Source organism: Arthrobacter rhamnosi, assembly GCF_054510975.1.
Genome location: NZ_JBTNDN010000005.1, coordinates 214,880 through 229,915, shown reverse-complemented (window position 1 = coordinate 229,915; position 15,036 = coordinate 214,880). Strand labels below are relative to the sequence as shown.

Genomic DNA, 15,036 nt, shown 5'->3' with positions numbered 1-15,036 from the left:
CGCAGGAACCGGCGCCGGCCAGGAACCGCGCCAGCCAGGCGCCCGCTGACGCGGCTCAGGTGCGGGAGGCGTCCTGTGGTCCCGGATCCTCCTGGGACCCCCGGGGACCCTGTCCGTTCCGATCGTGCTGTGCCCCGGCAAGGACGTCGCGCGCCCGCGCCGCCGGGACGATGCCCTGAGCCGCAGCCCATCCCGGTACCTGGTCCTGCCCGAACCACATCAGCTCGACGCGGCGTACAGAACCGTCGAGGCGTCCGCGCAGCACGGTCGACAGCGCGTATCCGCTCCCGACCGCGAACCGGCAGAGCGCTGCCGGCAGCACCCGCGGTCGGCCCCCGGCGGCTTCGAGGACGCTACGGACGGTGAGCCCCTCCCAGGGCTGGAGCACCCTCGGCGGTACGGGTCCCTCGTGCAGCCCGACGGCGAGGACCAGGTCGGCGAGGGCCTCGACGGACGTGACGGGGGACGGGGCGCTGCCGGGAGCGGCCACCGAGGCGAGGGGGGAGCGGGCGAGCCGCGCCAGCGCCGCCGTCGTCGGCCTGCCCTGTCCCTGCACGGACGTGGCGCGGATGGTGACCACCGACAGGCCGGGGTGGCCGGCCGCCACCAGGGCGAGTGCCTGCTCGCCGAGGGCCTTGCTGCGTGAATAGGCGGAGAAGGGGCGGACCGTGTCCGTCTCGTCGAGCTCCGGTGTCCTGCCCTGCACGGCAGCACTGCTGAGGTGGAGGAAGCGCGGGACTCCCGCGGCCGCCGCGGCACGGGCGACGACGGCGGGCAGCAGGGCGTTCGCGCCCAGGAGGTCCGCTCCGCCGCCCGCGGAGGGAGTGGCGAGACCGGCTGCGTTGACCACGACCGCATGGCCCTGCAGGATTGCCTCCAGCTCCGCGGTGTCGATGCGTGCCGCCGCCTCTCCGACGGCATCCGCGGTGTCCGCCGTCGTGGTGAGGCGCGGCGCTGCAGCGGCGGTGGCGTCGATCCCCGAGGAGCGGAGCGCGCGGAGCACCGCGGACCCGACGAAACCGGAGCCGCCGAGGACCAGCCAGCTCATGACGCGGTTCCCAGGGAGCCGGACGGGCCGGGCAGGGGAAGCGGTGGCTCGGGCGTCCAGTCCGGGTCGTGCAGGATGACCCGCGAGGCGCGCCAGCCGCGCCAGAGGGAGGACGCACCGGAGAGGGAGCGCTCGACGGCGACCAGCCGCACGAGCTCCTTCGCCGCGGTCAGGACGGTCCCGGCGCCGAATCCGGCGCGGTGATAGCGGCCATGGAGCTGGAGGTAGCGCGCGAGGTAGCCGCGATTGCGCATGCCGCAGAACCGCGAGAGGTCGCTCGAATCGTTCAGGTGCCGCACCCCGAGGTCCACCTGGCGCTGCGCGCGGGTCTTCCGCAGGACGAAGGCGTCGACATACGCCACCGGGTACCGCTGCGCGATGAGCCAGCCGTAGGTGAGGTCGTCACCGTTGAGGAAGAACCGCGCGTCGGGCAGTCCGATCTCACGCACCACGGGGGCGGCCACCAGCATGCCCTCGAAACAGCCCACGTTCGTATGGAAGACCGGTGACTGCGCGAAGACGTTCCCGCGGACGGGCAGGTGGACGCCGAGGAACTCGTTGAGGCTGTGCTGCCAGAAGAACGGCCGTCCCTCGGCGTCGTACCGGCGGCCGTGGATGCAGGAATAGCGGTGCATCCAGGGGCCGAAGGACGCGAGGGCGTCGGGGAGGACGACGACGTCGTCGTCCATCAGCCACAGCCAGTCGGCCCCCTCGTCGAGGGCGCGTGCCACGCCGGCCGCGAAGCCGCCCGCGCCTCCGAGGTTCCGTGCCGGCCGGTGCACGAGGACCGGCAGACCCGCCTCCGCGAGGATCTCCGCGGTGCTGTCGGTGCTCGCGTTGTCGACGACGACGACGCCGGACGGTGCCGGGTCGAGGGCTGCGATGGAGTCGAGGAGTTCCGCGAGATGTGCGGCCCGGTTGAAGGTGGTGATCACGATGAACACGCGCGGAGTACCGGCGTCGGAGACGTGCAACGTGTTCCTTCCGGGCCGCGCCAGGGCTGTGCGCAACAGGCCTGGCACAGGCGGTGCAGTTAGTATTCTCGGGTAATAGCAGTCTATTACACCGTGTTCCACCCCCGGCCGGACCGGCCCTGCCGGTGCCGGGCCCCCGGCGGCCGCACCTCGGCGGAACGCGGTGGCGGCCTGCATGACACCGTTAGGAATCATGGGACTCAACGAAGGCCGGGCTTCCGCCCGGACACCAGGCTCTGCCGGAACTCCCGCCGGGGACAAGCCGGCGATCTGGCTGTGGTCGCAGTACCTGCTCGATGCGGCGGCCTGGATCGTGGCCATCGTCCTCGCACTGATCCTCCGCTACGAGCTGCTGGTGAAGGAAGTCAACGTCGCCGGTATCGCGACCTTCTGCGCTGTGGCCGTCATCGCCCAGCTGGTGGTGGGCCTCAGCTTCGCGCTGTACCGGGGGAGATACAGCTTCGGCAGCTTCCACGAGGCGAGACTGCTGGTGATCGTCGCCGTCCTCGTCGCCGTGATCCTGGTGCTCGTCAGCGTCGCGTTCTTCACCGTGATCGAGGTCCCGCGAAGTATCGGCATCATCGCCTTCCCCTTCGCGTGCATGTTCCTCGCGGCGACGCGCTACCTCAAGCGCATGTACGTGGAGGGCAAGGCCAAGCCGGGGGAGGACGCGCAGCGCACCCTGATCTACGGTGCCGGTTTCCTCGGCAACTCCCTCGTGGTCCGCATGATGCAGGATCCCGAGTCCCCCTACTTCCCCGTCGGCCTGATCGACGACGACCCGGCCAAGAAGCACCTGCGGCTGTCCACCGTGCCCGTCCTCGGCAGGATCGACGACCTGCGGGAGATCGCCACGCGGACGCAGGCCTCGATCCTCGTCATCGCCTTCGCCGAGGTCGAGGCGTCCCAGGTGCGCCGGGTCTCGGACCTCGTGGAGGGACTCGGCATCAAGGTGCTCGTCCTGCCGCCCCTGCGCGACATGCTCGGCGCGGCGGGTGCCGGCATCGCCGACTTCCGAGAGGTCGCCGTGGAGGACCTCATCGGCCGGCGCCCCGTCGACATCCACCCCGACGAGGTGGCCGGCTACATCACCGGCAAGCGCGTGCTGGTGACCGGCGCCGGCGGCTCGATCGGTTCCGAGCTGTGCCGCCAGCTGTCCGGCTTCGCGCCGGCCGAGCTCATCATGCTGGACCGCGACGAGACCGGGCTCCAGTCGACGCAGATCTCCCTCACGGGCCGCGGCCTGCTGACCGGCCGCGACACCGTGCTGGCCGACATCCGTGACGCGGACGCCCTCCTGAACATCTTCGAGGACCGCAGGCCGCAGGTCGTCTTCCACGCCGCAGCGCTCAAGCACGTATCACTGCTCGAGCAGTACCCGGAGGAGGCCTGGAAGACGAACGTCCAGGGCTCCCTCAACGTCCTCCGGGCATCCGCAGCCGTCGGTGTCACCAACTTCGTCAACATCTCGACGGACAAGGCGGCCGACCCCACGAGCGTCCTGGGGCATTCCAAGCGCGTCGCGGAGAAGCTCACGTCCTGGCACGCGGAGCGGACGGGCCAGAAGTACGTGTCCGTCCGCTTCGGGAACGTCATCGGGAGCCGGGGCTCGATGCTTCCCCTCTTCACCGAGCAGATCCGCACGGGCGGCCCGATCACGGTCACCGATCCGGAGGTCACCCGGTTCTTCATGACCATCCCGGAGGCCTGCCAGCTCGTGGTCCAGGCCGGGGCGATCGGCAGGGGAGGGGAGGTGCTCATCCTCGACATGGGTGAGCCCGTCCGGATCCTCGACGTCGCCCAGCGCATGATCGCCATGTCCGGAAAGGACATCGACATCGTCTTCACGGGTCTGCGGCCCGGCGAGAAGATGCACGAGGACCTGATCGGCGTCGGGGAGAACGATTCCCGGCCGCTGCACCCCAAGATCTCGCACACCTCGGTGGCGCCGCTCGATCCGCAGCAACTCAGCCTCGCCGAGTGGAAGGACGAGGGCGGGTTCGGGGACGGCCGCCGCAGCATCGCTCCGTCCGACGGCTCCTCAGGGGCTCCCCCCGAGGGTTCGCCCGGGCCGGGGGGCGTCCGGCACGACGGACAGGGCTCATCGGCGGCGCACCCGTCGACCTCGCATCCGTCGACCTCGCACCCGACGCCCTCGCGGGCGGGCGGAGGACACTCGTGACGGCGCTCCTGGCGGTCGTCGCCGCCGTCGCGCTGGGGCTGTCGCTCGCGCTGCCCACCGTCGTCAAGCCCCTGCTGAAGCGTCTGGGCGTCATCGACATCCCCAACCACCGCTCCTCGCACAGCACCGTCGTGATCCGCGGGATGGGGGTGGCGGTAGCGGTGGCGATCCTCGTCGCGCTGGTGCTCTCGCTCGCGACCGGCCTCGTCGCCGTCGACCGGTCGCTGATCCTGGTCATCATCTGCATGGTGGGGGCATCGGCTGCGCTCGGATGGATGGAGGACTTCCGCGGTCTGCCGATCCGGGTCCGCGCCTGCGCGCAGCTCCTCATCGGCGCCATCGGCACCGCGGCGCTCGCCACCACCATCGACGAGAGCAGCTACTGGTGGGTGCCCATCGGCGCGATCGCCGTCGCCACCTACATCAACGCTGCCAACTTCATGGACGGCATCAACGGCATCTCGGGCATGCACGGCCTCGTCGTCGGGCTCTTCTACTCCTACGCCGGCGTGCTGAGCGACCAGCTGTGGCTGACGGTCGCGGGGCTCGTGGTGGCCGCGGCGTTCGCCGGGTTCCTGCCCTGGAACCTCGGCCGGGGATTCGTCTTCCTCGGGGACGTCGGCAGCTACCTCCTGGGGGCGTCCGTCGCCGCGATCGCCGTGACCGGCCTGCTGGCGGGGGTCTACCTCGAATACCTGCTCTCGCCCGTGCTGATCTACCTCGCGGACACGTTCACCACGTTCGTCCGCCGGGCCCGCCGCGGTGAGCGCCTCTACACGGCCCACCGGCAGCACGTGTACCAGCGGCTCACCGACACCGGCCTCAGCCACGTCCAAGTGTCCCTCTTCGTCAGCATCCTGTCCGCGCTGACCGGAGCGGCCGGCTTCGTGCTCGCCACCGCACCGGCGCCACTGGCGGTCTCCGCCTCGCTGTTCGCCGCTGCCGTCGTCGCCCTCTACCTCTACTCCCCGCGGATCTTCCGCGCGCTCGCCCGTCGGCGCACGGCTGCCACGCCCTGACCGCTCCGGGCGTGCCGTTCGCCGTGCGGTAGAATTTCAGGCGCCGGTGCGGCGTGTTCTCCACGCGCATCCGCACCACCCTCCCGACGCCGTCGACGGAGGACCAGCAGGGCGCCGGACGGCGCAGCCGACAGAGCGGACCAGCACGTGCCACGACCGGAGCACCCGGCGAACGGAGCCCAGCCCCTCGTGGCCGCAGCGGAGGCCACCGCGTCCCCCTGGCTGCGCATCCTCGCGCGGAGCGCCGCTGCGGGCGGGGCGATCGCCCTGGTGCTCGCGGTCGCCGCGACCCTCGCGACCTCCGCCGCCGCCGGCGCGAGTGTGCTGTTCGGTTCGGCGCTCGTGGTCACCTTCTTCGGCATCAGCCTGCTGATCGGACACTTCACCGGCAGGACCAATCCGTCCGGTGCGCTCGGGCTGTTCGCCGTCACCTACGCGATCAAGGTCGTCGGGTTCGCCGCCGTCCTGTTCCTCCTCGGGACGCCGGGCTGGCTCGACCGCACCTGGTTCTTCACCGGGGCGCTCGCGACCGTCGTCGCCTGGCAGGTGGCGGAGGTCGTCGCGTTCTCCCGCCTGAGGACACCCCTGTACGACGACGCGGCGCCCGACGGCCCGGCGGGCGCGGCGCCGTCCGCCGATCCGCTGGAAGGACGCTGACGTGGCGGGCGTCACGCCCGGTCCGGAGGAGGGTCGCGGAACGCCGCCCCAGGACGTGGACGCGCGCTATTCCAACGGCGGGTACAACGCCGGCATCGCCGTCTTCAGCTACATGATTGGCGGGATCGCGGTGTGGAGTTTGATAGGCTGGGGGCTGGATAATCTCCTCGACACGCGCTGGTTGGTGCTGGCGGGAGCGTTCTTAGGTGCAGCAGGGGGTTTCTACCTCTCCCACATGCACAACCTCACCCGGAACCACACCCCGAAGCCGCAGGGCGGGCGGACCGTGCCCGGGACCGAGGCTGAACGCGAGTGAATCCCCATAACTTAACGAGTCGGACCAGTTCCACTGCGACCGAACAGATCTTGCCCAACGATGGACACTGCAGAGAGGAAACGCGTTGATCGCGCTTGCGCTCCCGGCCGCAACTACCGAAGAGGGATTCGTAGCCCCGACGATCGAGGACACCCACTACCGGGATCTCCTCCCCTGGGGTGACCACTACGGCGTCTGGTTCGACCCCGGCTTCGGCAAGCAGATGCTCATGGTCATCCTCTCGGTGATCCTCATCGCAACCTTCTTCCTCGTCGCATCCCGCCGCCAGCAGCTGGTGCCGGGAAAGGTGCAGTTCCTCGGTGAGTCGGCCTACGGCTTCGTCCGCAACTCCATCGGCAAGGACATCATCGGCGGCCGGGACTTCCTGAAGTACGTCCCCTGGCTCTTCACCGCCTTCTTCTTCGTGCTGGTGAACAACATCTTCGGCGCCATCCCGTTCCTCCAGCTGCCGAGCTTCTCGCACCCGGGAAGCGCCTACGCCATCGCGGCGATCTTCTACATCCTCTGGGTGGGCATCGGCCTCAAGAAGCACGGCCTGCGCTACTTCAAGCTGGCCGTCGTCCCCTCGGGTGTGCCGTGGTACATCCTCCCGATCGTCGTGCCGATCGAGATCATCTCGAACTTCATCGTCCGCCCGGTCACCCACTCGCTGCGACTCTTCGCCACGATGCTCGCCGGTCACCTCATCGTGACCCTGGCCGGCTCGGCGATCGAGTACATGGTCTCCACCGGCAACATCCTGCTGCAGGGCACGAGCGTCCTGGTCCTCGTCGGGGCCGTCGCGATGTACATGCTCGAGGCGCTGATCATGATCCTCCAGGCCTACGTCTTCACGCTGCTCGCCGCGATCTACATCGAAGGCGCACTGCACGCCGACGCCCACTGATTCACACAAGTCTTCCCCGTCGGGGATGATCCCAAACAACCTGTCGCAGCAAGCGGCATCTTGAAAGGAACACAATGGAAGTACAGGGTAGCCTCAACCTCGTTGGATACGGTCTCTCCGCAATCGGCGGTGGTATCGGTGTCGGTCTCGTGTTCGCGGCCTACATCAATGGCGTAGCTCGCCAGCCTGAGGCACAGCGTGTCCTCCAGCCCATCGCCTTCCTCGGCTTGGCACTGACCGAAGCCCTCGCGATCCTGGGTCTCGTCTTCGCCTTCGTCATCGGCGCCTGACACCCCGTCCGGATCGATCGAAGACACGTTGAAGAAAGACGGGTGAAAAATGCTTAAGGCAGCAATTATGGCGGCAGAAGAGGGATCGAGCCCGCTCGCACCGAACTGGTGGGAATTCCTTGTGACGCTTGCCGGCTTCGCCGTGCTGATGTTCATCGTCATCAAGTTCGTCATGCCGGCGTTCGAGAAGACCTTCGCAGCGCGTACGGAAGCGATCGAAGGCGGTATCGCAAAGGCCGAGGCCGCACAGGCCCAGGCCAACGCGGCGCTCGACGAGTACAAGCAGCAGCTCGTGGAGGCCCGCACCGAGGCCAACCGGATCCGTGAGGAAGCACGCGCCGAAGGCGCGCAGATCCTCGCGGAGCTCAAGGAGAAGGCAGCGGCCGAGTCGGCACGCATCTCGGAGCAGGCGCACGTGCAGATCGAAGCCGAGCGCCAGGCCGCCGTGGTCTCGCTCCGCTCCGAGGTCGGTACGCTCGCCACGGATCTCGCAAGCCGCATCGTCGGGGAGTCCCTCGCGGACGACGCCCGGTCGGCACGCGTGATCGACCGCTTCCTCGCCGACCTCGAGACGTCGTCGCAAAGCGCAGGTGCAGCGAAGTAATGGCAGGAGTATCGAGCGTCTCCCTGGCAACGGTCCGTGAAGGACTGGAGTCCCGACTGCCGGGTGCAACCCTCGCATTGGCCGAGGACCTGTTCGGCGTGCTGGCGATCCTCGACAGCAACGCCGGGCTGCGCCGCGCGCTGACCGATCCGTCCCGCACCGGCAAGGACAAGGCCGTGCTGGTCGACCAGCTCATCGCCGGTCGTGTCTCGCCCGAGGCAGCCGACGTGGTCAAGGACCTCGTCGGCCAGCGCTGGGCCAACGCACGCGACATCGGTGACGCCCTGGAGACCCTCGCGGCGACCGTGGTGATCTCGGTCGCCGAGCAGGGCAGCGGGGTGGAAGGCCTGGACCGGCTAGAGAACGAGCTGTACTCCTTCATGCAGGTAGTCGCCTCGAACCATGCGCTGCAGCGCGCCCTGTCCGAAGCGCAGGCGACGCCCGAGTCGAAGGTCGCACTCGGCCTGAAGCTCGTTCCGCAGGCAGGACCTGCGGGCAGGCTCCTCATCGCACAGGCCGTGCGGGCACCGCGCGGGCTGAAGCCCGCAGCCCTCGTGGAGCGGTTCCTCGAGCTCGTCGCCGCACGCCAGCAGCGCTGGATTGCCAACGTCAGCGTTACCCGTCCGCTGACGGCAAGCCAGCTCGAGCGGCTGGAAGCCGGGCTGAACGCGATGTACGGCCGCGAGCTCAAGGTCAACGTGAACGTCGATCCCTCACTCATCGGGGGAGTCCGTGTCAGCGTCGGAGACGAAATGGTCGACTCCACCGTGGTCACGCGCTTGTCCGAACTCCGCCGCAGGCTGGCGGGATAGGCGCGCGCGCCTTGTCACACCCACTGAATCACACCCCGGTCGCCACGCATCTGGTGATCACAACACAGGAGAGCAGGGACTGAGATGGCCGAATTGACCATCAACGCCGAAGACGTCCGTAGTGCGTTGAACGACTTTGCGGCGTCCTACGAGCCCGGAAACGCGGAGCGCGTCGAAGTCGGACGCGTCACCACCGCCAGTGACGGCATCGCCCGTGTCGAGGGTCTTCCCTCCGTCATGGCCAACGAGCTGCTGCGGTTCGAGGACGGCACGCTCGGACTCGCCCAGAACCTCGACACCCGTGAAATCGGTGTCGTCGTCCTCGGTGACTACAACGGAATCGAAGAAGGCCAGGAAGTACACCGCACGGGCGAGATCCTCTCCGTTCCCGTCGGCGACGCCTTCCTCGGCCGCGTGGTCGACCCCCTCGGCCAGCCCATCGACGACCTCGGCCCGATCGTCGCCGAAGGACGCCGCGCGCTCGAGACCCAGGCGCCTGGCGTCACGCAGCGCAAGTCGGTGCACGAGCCCATGCAGACCGGGCTCAAGGCCATCGACGCGATGATCCCGATCGGCCGCGGCCAGCGTCAGCTGATCATCGGCGACCGCCAGACCGGCAAGACCGCCATCGCCGTGGACACGATCATCAACCAGAAGGCCAACTGGGCTTCCGGTGACGTGAACAAGCAGGTCCGCTGCATCTACGTCGCGATCGGCCAGAAGGCATCGACCATCGCAGCCGTCCGCCAGACCCTCGAGGACAAGGGTGCGCTGGAGTACACGACCATCGTCGCGTCTCCCGCCTCCGACCCCGCGGGCTTCAAGTACCTGGCTCCCTACGCCGGTTCGGCGATCGGCCAGCACTGGATGTACGGCGGCAAGCACGTCCTCATCGTGTTCGACGACCTGTCCAAGCAGGCAGAGGCCTACCGTGCGGTGTCCCTGCTGCTCCGGCGCCCGCCGGGACGCGAAGCCTACCCGGGTGACGTGTTCTACCTGCACTCCCGCCTCCTCGAGCGTTGCGCCAAGCTCTCGGACGAGCTCGGTGCGGGCTCGATGACGGGACTCCCGCTCGTCGAGACGAAGGCGAATGACGTGTCGGCCTACATCCCGACCAACGTCATCTCCATCACCGACGGCCAGATCTTCCTGCAGTCGGACCTGTTCAACGCCAACCAGCGCCCCGCCGTGGACGTCGGCGTGTCGGTGTCCCGAGTGGGCGGTGCCGCACAGGTGAAGTCGATGAAGAAGGTCTCGGGCACGTTGAAGCTCGACCTCGCCCAGTACCGCGACATGCAGGCCTTCGCGATGTTCGCCTCCGACCTGGATGCGGCGTCACGCCAGCAGCTGACCCGTGGTGCCCGCCTGATGGAACTGCTCAAGCAGGGCCAGTACTCCCCGATGCCGGTGGAGCAGCAGGTCGTCTCCATCTGGGCCGGAACGAACGGGCACCTCGACGACGTACCGGTCGAGGACATCAACCGCTTCGAGACGGAGTTCCTGGAGCACCTCGGCCACACCTCGCCGATCCTCACCACGCTCGCCCAGACGGGCAAGCTCGAGGATTCGACCATCGAGGAGCTGAAGACGCAGATCACGAACTTCAAGCAGGGCTTCTTCGGTACCGGCGCGAACGGGATCCACCCCGGCCACGAGGAGCACGAAGCGATCGACGCCGATTCGGTCGAGCAGGAAAAGATCGTCAGGCACAAGCGCTAGAGGATCTGCTGCCGGGAGGGGCCCGACCCCTCCCGGCGTGCAGGACCCTGGCCTGATCGCTTCCCTACCGGGAGCGAAGGAAAGGACAAGAATGGGAGCCCAGATCCGGGTCTACCGCCAGAAGATCGCCTCGACCACGTCGACGCGGAAGATCTTCAAGGCGATGGAACTGATCGCGACTTCTCGCATCGGCAAGGCGCGTACGCGCGTCGCCGCTGCGCTGCCGTACGCGAACGCGATCACACGTGCCGTCTCGGCCGTGTCGTCGCAGACGGAGATCGACCACCCGCTGACCACCGAGCACGGTCAGGTGCGGCGAGCAGCCGTGCTGGTGATGGCCTCCGATCGCGGCCTCGCCGGTTCGTACTCGGCCAGTGCCCTGAAGCAGGCGGAGGGGCTTTTCGAGACGCTCCGCTCCGAGGGCAAGGAGATCCAGGCATACCTGGTCGGACGCAAGGCTCAGTCGTACTTCGACTTCCGCGGTCGCGCGTACGAGCGGATCTGGACCGGAGGCACCGATGCTCCCGAGTTCAGTGTCGCCCGGGAGGTCGGTGAGGCGCTCCTGTCCGCCTTCCTGAAGGACTACGAGGACGGTGGCGTGGACGAGATCCACGTCGTCTACACGAAGTTCCGGTCCATGGTCGTGCAGGAGCCGTCCGTCATGCGGCTGCTCCCGCTCGAGGTCGTGGACGAGGACGAGTCGCAGGACGGCGAGATCCTCCCGCTCTACGAGTACGAGCCGGAGCCCGAGCAGGTCCTGGACGCGCTCCTCCCGAGGTACATCGAAGCGCGCATCTTCGCCGCCATGCTGCAGGCAGCGGCGAGCGAACTCGCCGCGCGCCAGCGGGCCATGAAGTCGGCAGGCGACAACGCGACCGAGCTCATCAAGAAGTACACGCGTCTGCGCAACACCGCCCGCCAGGCGGAGATCACCCAGGAGCTCTCGGAGATCGTGGCCGGCGCGGACGCGCTGAACGCCTCCTGACACCCCATCCGGGTCCTCGCGGGCGCCGGGTGCACAGCTAGACTTGTTTCCACGCCATCTACGTAAATGAAGTGAGAGAGATGACTGCCCAGACTGTTGAACACGGTACGGACTCAGTTGCCCCCGGCGCCACCGGCCGTATTGCACGTGTCATCGGCCCGGTTGTCGACGTCGAGTTCCCGGCCGACGCAATCCCCGCAATGTACAACGCGCTCACCACCGAGGTCACTCTCAACGGTGTGACCCGCCTGATCACCTTCGAGACCTCGCAGCACCTGGGTGAGAACCTCGTCCGCGCCATCTCGCTGCAGGCCACCGACGGTCTCGTCCGCGGCACCGTGGTGCAGGACACCGGTGCCCCCATCTCCGTGCCCGTCGGCGACGGCGTGAAGGGCCACATCTTCAACGTCCTGGGCAAGCCCCTCGACGTCGAGGAGTCCGCCCTCGAGATCTCCGAGCGCTGGCCGATCCACCGCAAGGCTCCGTCCTTCGCGTCGCTGGAAGGCTCCACCGAGATGCTCGAGACGGGCATCAAGGTGATCGACCTCCTGACCCCCTACATCAAGGGTGGAAAGATCGGCCTCTTCGGTGGTGCGGGGGTCGGCAAGACCGTCCTCATCCAGGAGATGATCACGCGTGTCGCCCGCAACTTCGGTGGCACCTCCGTGTTCGCCGGTGTCGGTGAGCGCACCCGTGAAGGAAACGACCTCTGGGTCGAGATGGAAGAGGCCGGCGTCCTCAAGGACACGGCCCTCGTGTTCGGCCAGATGGACGAGCCGCCGGGAACGCGCCTCCGCGTGGCCCTCTCGGCCCTGACCATGGCGGAGTACTTCCGCGATGTGCAGAACCAGGACGTGCTGCTCTTCATCGACAACATCTTCCGCTTCACCCAGGCAGGCTCCGAGGTGTCGACCCTCCTCGGCCGTATGCCGTCCGCCGTGGGGTACCAGCCCAACCTGGCCGACGAGATGGGCCTCCTGCAGGAGCGCATCACCTCGACCAAGGGGCACTCGATCACGTCCATGCAGGCGATCTACGTCCCTGCCGACGACTACACCGACCCGGCTCCGGCCACCACGTTCGCGCACCTCGATGCGACCACCGAGCTCTCCCGCGAGATCGCGTCCCGTGGCCTCTACCCGGCCGTGGACCCGCTCGCCTCGACCTCGCGCATCCTGGACCCGCAGTACATCGGGCACGACCACTACAACACGGCCGTGCGCGTGAAGCAGATCCTGCAGAAGAACAAGGAACTGCAGGACATCATCGCGATCCTCGGTATCGACGAGCTCAGCGAAGAGGACAAGGTCATCGTCGCGCGTGCGCGCCGTATCCAGCAGTTCCTCTCCCAGAACACCTACACAGCCAAGCAGTTCACCGGCGTCGAGGGCTCGACGGTCTCCATCAAGGACACCATCGAAGGCTTCGCGGCGATCTGCAACGGCGACCTCGACCACATCGCGGAGCAGGCGTTCTTCAACATCGGTGGCCTCGACGACGTCGAGCGCCAGTGGGCCAAGATCCAAGCTCAGACCGGTAAGTAACGCTGATGGCATCGCACGGCGAACTCGAGGTCGAAATCGTTGCGGCCGACCACTTCGTGTGGTCGGGCGCAGCGCGCACGGTCAACGCACGCACCGCCAACGGGCAGATCGGGATCCTTCCCGGCCACGCTCCCATCCTGGCGATCCTTGAAGCGGGTGAGCTCTCGGTGGACCCGGTCGACGGCGAACGCCTGGTGGTCGGTGTGGACGGTGGCTTCTTCTCTGTCGACTCGAACCGGGTAGTGATCGTGGCGGACAACGCCAGGGTCGGCGGTTCGGTGACTCCGGAATCCGTCTAGGGTTCCCAGCATGGAGGCACTGGGTGTGACGTTCATCTGCCTTGCGGTCGTCTTCGGCCTGCTCGTGCTCGTGATCGGCGCCTTCCTGCTTCGTCGCTACCAGCTCAACCGTGCCCTCGGCACGTTCGACGCCTCCATCCGCCTCCCTCCCAAGGGCTGGCGGGTGGGGGTTTGTCGTTATACGGACAAGAACCTGGAATGGCTCAGCCTTCTGTCGCTGAGCCCCATCCCGAAGTTCCGTTTCCTCCGGAGTTCCCTCGAGGTGGAAGGCTGGCGGGCTCCCACCGAAGCGGAGCGTGTGCGGATCCAGCCGGGGGCGATCATCGTCCAGCTGGCCTACGAGGGCGAGCCCTTCGACCTCGCCATGAAGTACGACGTCTACGCGGGGCTCTCCTCGTGGATCGAAGCCGGTCCGGTGATCGGCATCGGCACCTGGCGCTGACGGCTGCCCGAGAACGACGTCGGCCGGATCACGCCTCGAGGGGCCGCACCCAGGTACCGGCCCGCAGCACACCCTTCAGCTGCAGGTCGGGGGAGACCACCAGGGCGTCGGCACGGAGCCCGCTCCGCAGGCTTCCCACTTCGTCTGCTAGTCCCAGGACGCCCGCCGGCACCGCCGTCGCGGAGCGGACGGCGTCCTCCGCGCCGACTCCCGCCTCCACGGCGCAGCGCACCACGTCGAGCAGGCTCGCGGCGCCGCCGGCCAGCGCGCCCGACGCGATCAGGACGGCGGAATTCCCGACGACGGCGATCTCGCTCCGTCCCAGCCGGTAGGTGCCGGACGCGCACCCTGCGGCCGCCGTCGAGTCACTGACCAGGCAGATGTTCTCCGCGCCCGCGATGGTGAACGCCATGCGTACCGTCTCGGGGTGCAGGTGCACGTTGTCGGCGATGAGTTCGACGGCGATCTCGCCGGCCCGGGCCCGCTGCAGGAGCAGCGGTACGGGGCCGGGGGAACGGTGGTGGATCGCCGGCATCGCGTTGAACAGGTGCGTGGCTGTCGGCCGCCCGCTGAACCCTGCGAATCCGGTCGAGGCCAGTTCCTCGTTGATGAGGTCGAGGGCCGCGCTGGTCTCCTCCGTCGAGCTGTCCGTGTGCCCGATGGACGGGATGACGCCGTGCGTGACGAGTTCGTAGACGAGAACGTCGCTGCCGGGTAGTTCCGGGGCGTAGGTCATCGAGGTGAGGTGCCCCCTTCCCGCGGCGACGAGCCGTGCGACGTCCTCCTGCGTCGGCAGGAGGAGGAACGCCGGGTCATGGGCGCCGTTACGCTCCCGGGAGAGGAAGGGTCCTTCGGCGTGGATACCGGCCACCAGCCCGGCCTCGGTCGCCGCGGCGAGCCGTTCGAAGGCCGCCTCGAGGTCCTCCAGCGGTGCAGCGCAGGTGCTGGCGAGCATCGTCGTCGTGCCGCTGCGGTGGAGGTACGCCGTCGCCGCCTCGACGTCGGCGGGGGAGCCCGAGGTGAAGTCCCCGCCGCCTGCACCGTGGCAATGGAGGTCGATGAGTCCCGGGAGGATGAGGTAGCCCTCGGGAAGCCTCTCGGCAGGGGGGCCGCCTGCGGTCTGTCCCACCTCGGTGATGCGTGAACCGTCCCAGCGCAGCACGCCGTCGTCGACGATGCCCGCGTCGGTCACCAGTCGTCCGGACAGGGCAGTGGGTGTTCCGCTCGAGAGGGCCATG

General features: G+C 68.2%; 16 protein-coding genes. 13 read left to right on the top strand and 3 right to left on the bottom strand.

Annotated features, from left to right (window positions below):
• Positions 1-55: 55 nt before the first annotated feature.
• Both ACX80J_RS13035 and ACX80J_RS13030 read right to left on the bottom strand, forming a co-directional pair.
• A complete protein-coding gene (locus ACX80J_RS13035) occupies positions 56-1,048 on the bottom strand; it encodes an NAD-dependent epimerase/dehydratase family protein (RefSeq protein ID WP_459343515.1) in 993 nt (330 codons plus the stop codon).
• On the bottom strand, positions 1,045-2,022 hold the full coding sequence (locus tag ACX80J_RS13030; RefSeq protein WP_459348060.1) for a glycosyltransferase: 978 nt from the start codon (positions 2,020-2,022) through the stop codon (positions 1,045-1,047). The genes ACX80J_RS13035 and ACX80J_RS13030 overlap by 4 nt, the downstream gene beginning before the upstream one ends.
• Before the next feature lie 193 nt (positions 2,023-2,215).
• Between ACX80J_RS13030 and ACX80J_RS13025 the strand changes: the two genes are divergently transcribed.
• The 13 genes from ACX80J_RS13025 (at position 2,216) to ACX80J_RS12965 (ending at position 13,798) form a co-directional block, all read left to right on the top strand.
• Positions 2,216-4,204: a polysaccharide biosynthesis protein gene (locus ACX80J_RS13025; protein ID WP_459348059.1), complete on the top strand. Its 1,989-nt coding sequence runs from the start codon at positions 2,216-2,218 to the stop codon at positions 4,202-4,204.
• Entirely contained in the window at positions 4,201-5,223 is a 1,023-nt protein-coding gene (locus tag ACX80J_RS13020; protein ID WP_459348058.1) for an MraY family glycosyltransferase, read from the top strand. Before ACX80J_RS13025 ends, ACX80J_RS13020 begins: the two co-directional genes overlap by 4 nt.
• Before the next feature lie 147 nt (positions 5,224-5,370).
• Complete coding sequence (locus tag ACX80J_RS13015; protein WP_459348057.1) at positions 5,371-5,880, top strand: hypothetical protein; 510 nt, start codon at positions 5,371-5,373, stop codon at positions 5,878-5,880.
• A gap of 55 nt (positions 5,881-5,935) precedes the next feature.
• Positions 5,936-6,196: a hypothetical protein gene (locus tag ACX80J_RS13010; protein WP_459348117.1), complete on the top strand. Its 261-nt coding sequence runs from the start codon at positions 5,936-5,938 to the stop codon at positions 6,194-6,196.
• A gap of 85 nt (positions 6,197-6,281) precedes the next feature.
• Positions 6,282-7,103, top strand: a complete 822-nt coding sequence (gene atpB / locus ACX80J_RS13005; protein WP_459343510.1) for a F0F1 ATP synthase subunit A — start codon at positions 6,282-6,284, stop codon at positions 7,101-7,103.
• Positions 7,104-7,177: 74 nt separating this feature from the next.
• Complete coding sequence (locus tag ACX80J_RS13000; protein WP_019481292.1) at positions 7,178-7,393, top strand: ATP synthase F0 subunit C; 216 nt, start codon at positions 7,178-7,180, stop codon at positions 7,391-7,393.
• 49 nt (positions 7,394-7,442) lie between these two features.
• On the top strand, positions 7,443-7,997 hold the full coding sequence (locus ACX80J_RS12995) for a F0F1 ATP synthase subunit B (protein ID WP_459343509.1): 555 nt from the start codon (positions 7,443-7,445) through the stop codon (positions 7,995-7,997).
• Entirely contained in the window at positions 7,997-8,809 is an 813-nt protein-coding gene (locus tag ACX80J_RS12990) for a F0F1 ATP synthase subunit delta (RefSeq protein WP_459348056.1), read from the top strand. The genes ACX80J_RS12995 and ACX80J_RS12990 overlap by 1 nt, the downstream gene beginning before the upstream one ends.
• A gap of 84 nt (positions 8,810-8,893) precedes the next feature.
• Positions 8,894-10,528, top strand: a complete 1,635-nt coding sequence (gene atpA, locus ACX80J_RS12985) for a F0F1 ATP synthase subunit alpha (RefSeq protein WP_459343507.1) — start codon at positions 8,894-8,896, stop codon at positions 10,526-10,528.
• A 91-nt stretch (positions 10,529-10,619) separates the two neighbouring features.
• Positions 10,620-11,513 (top strand): F0F1 ATP synthase subunit gamma, encoded by an 894-nt coding sequence (locus tag ACX80J_RS12980; RefSeq protein WP_459343506.1) that lies wholly within the window; start codon positions 10,620-10,622, stop codon positions 11,511-11,513.
• Positions 11,514-11,593: 80 nt separating this feature from the next.
• The gene (atpD, locus tag ACX80J_RS12975; RefSeq protein WP_459311053.1) at positions 11,594-13,057 is read left to right on the top strand and encodes a F0F1 ATP synthase subunit beta; all 1,464 of its coding nucleotides are present in this window, start codon (positions 11,594-11,596) and stop codon (positions 13,055-13,057) included.
• A gap of 5 nt (positions 13,058-13,062) precedes the next feature.
• The gene (locus tag ACX80J_RS12970; protein WP_459311051.1) at positions 13,063-13,356 is read left to right on the top strand and encodes a F0F1 ATP synthase subunit epsilon; all 294 of its coding nucleotides are present in this window, start codon (positions 13,063-13,065) and stop codon (positions 13,354-13,356) included.
• Between the two features lie 10 nt (positions 13,357-13,366).
• The gene (locus ACX80J_RS12965; RefSeq protein ID WP_459343505.1) at positions 13,367-13,798 is read left to right on the top strand and encodes a DUF2550 domain-containing protein; all 432 of its coding nucleotides are present in this window, start codon (positions 13,367-13,369) and stop codon (positions 13,796-13,798) included.
• Positions 13,799-13,826: 28 nt separating this feature from the next.
• Here ACX80J_RS12965 and ACX80J_RS12960 read toward each other — a convergent pair whose 3' ends face one another.
• Positions 13,827-15,035, bottom strand: a complete 1,209-nt coding sequence (locus ACX80J_RS12960) for an N-acetylglucosamine-6-phosphate deacetylase (protein ID WP_459348055.1) — start codon at positions 15,033-15,035, stop codon at positions 13,827-13,829.
• Position 15,036: the final 1 nt, after the last annotated feature.

Excerpts from the sequence above, each read along its gene's own strand:
- ACX80J_RS12960 (WP_459348055.1), bottom strand. The coding sequence starts at position 15,035 with ATGGCCCTCTCGAGCGGAACACCCACTGCCCTGTCCGGACGACTGGTG.
- ACX80J_RS12965 (WP_459343505.1), top strand. The coding sequence starts at position 13,367 with ATGGAGGCACTGGGTGTGACGTTCATCTGCCTTGCGGTCGTCTTCGGC.
- ACX80J_RS12995 (WP_459343509.1), top strand. The coding sequence starts at position 7,443 with ATGCTTAAGGCAGCAATTATGGCGGCAGAAGAGGGATCGAGCCCGCTC.
- atpA (WP_459343507.1), top strand. The coding sequence starts at position 8,894 with ATGGCCGAATTGACCATCAACGCCGAAGACGTCCGTAGTGCGTTGAAC.
- ACX80J_RS12980 (WP_459343506.1), top strand. The coding sequence starts at position 10,620 with ATGGGAGCCCAGATCCGGGTCTACCGCCAGAAGATCGCCTCGACCACG.
- ACX80J_RS13035 (WP_459343515.1), bottom strand. The coding sequence starts at position 1,048 with ATGAGCTGGCTGGTCCTCGGCGGCTCCGGTTTCGTCGGGTCCGCGGTG.
- ACX80J_RS12990 (WP_459348056.1), top strand. The coding sequence starts at position 7,997 with ATGGCAGGAGTATCGAGCGTCTCCCTGGCAACGGTCCGTGAAGGACTG.
- ACX80J_RS12970 (WP_459311051.1), top strand. The coding sequence starts at position 13,063 with ATGGCATCGCACGGCGAACTCGAGGTCGAAATCGTTGCGGCCGACCAC.
- ACX80J_RS13025 (WP_459348059.1), top strand. The coding sequence starts at position 2,216 with ATGGGACTCAACGAAGGCCGGGCTTCCGCCCGGACACCAGGCTCTGCC.
- ACX80J_RS13000 (WP_019481292.1), top strand. The coding sequence starts at position 7,178 with ATGGAAGTACAGGGTAGCCTCAACCTCGTTGGATACGGTCTCTCCGCA.
- atpD (WP_459311053.1), top strand. The coding sequence starts at position 11,594 with ATGACTGCCCAGACTGTTGAACACGGTACGGACTCAGTTGCCCCCGGC.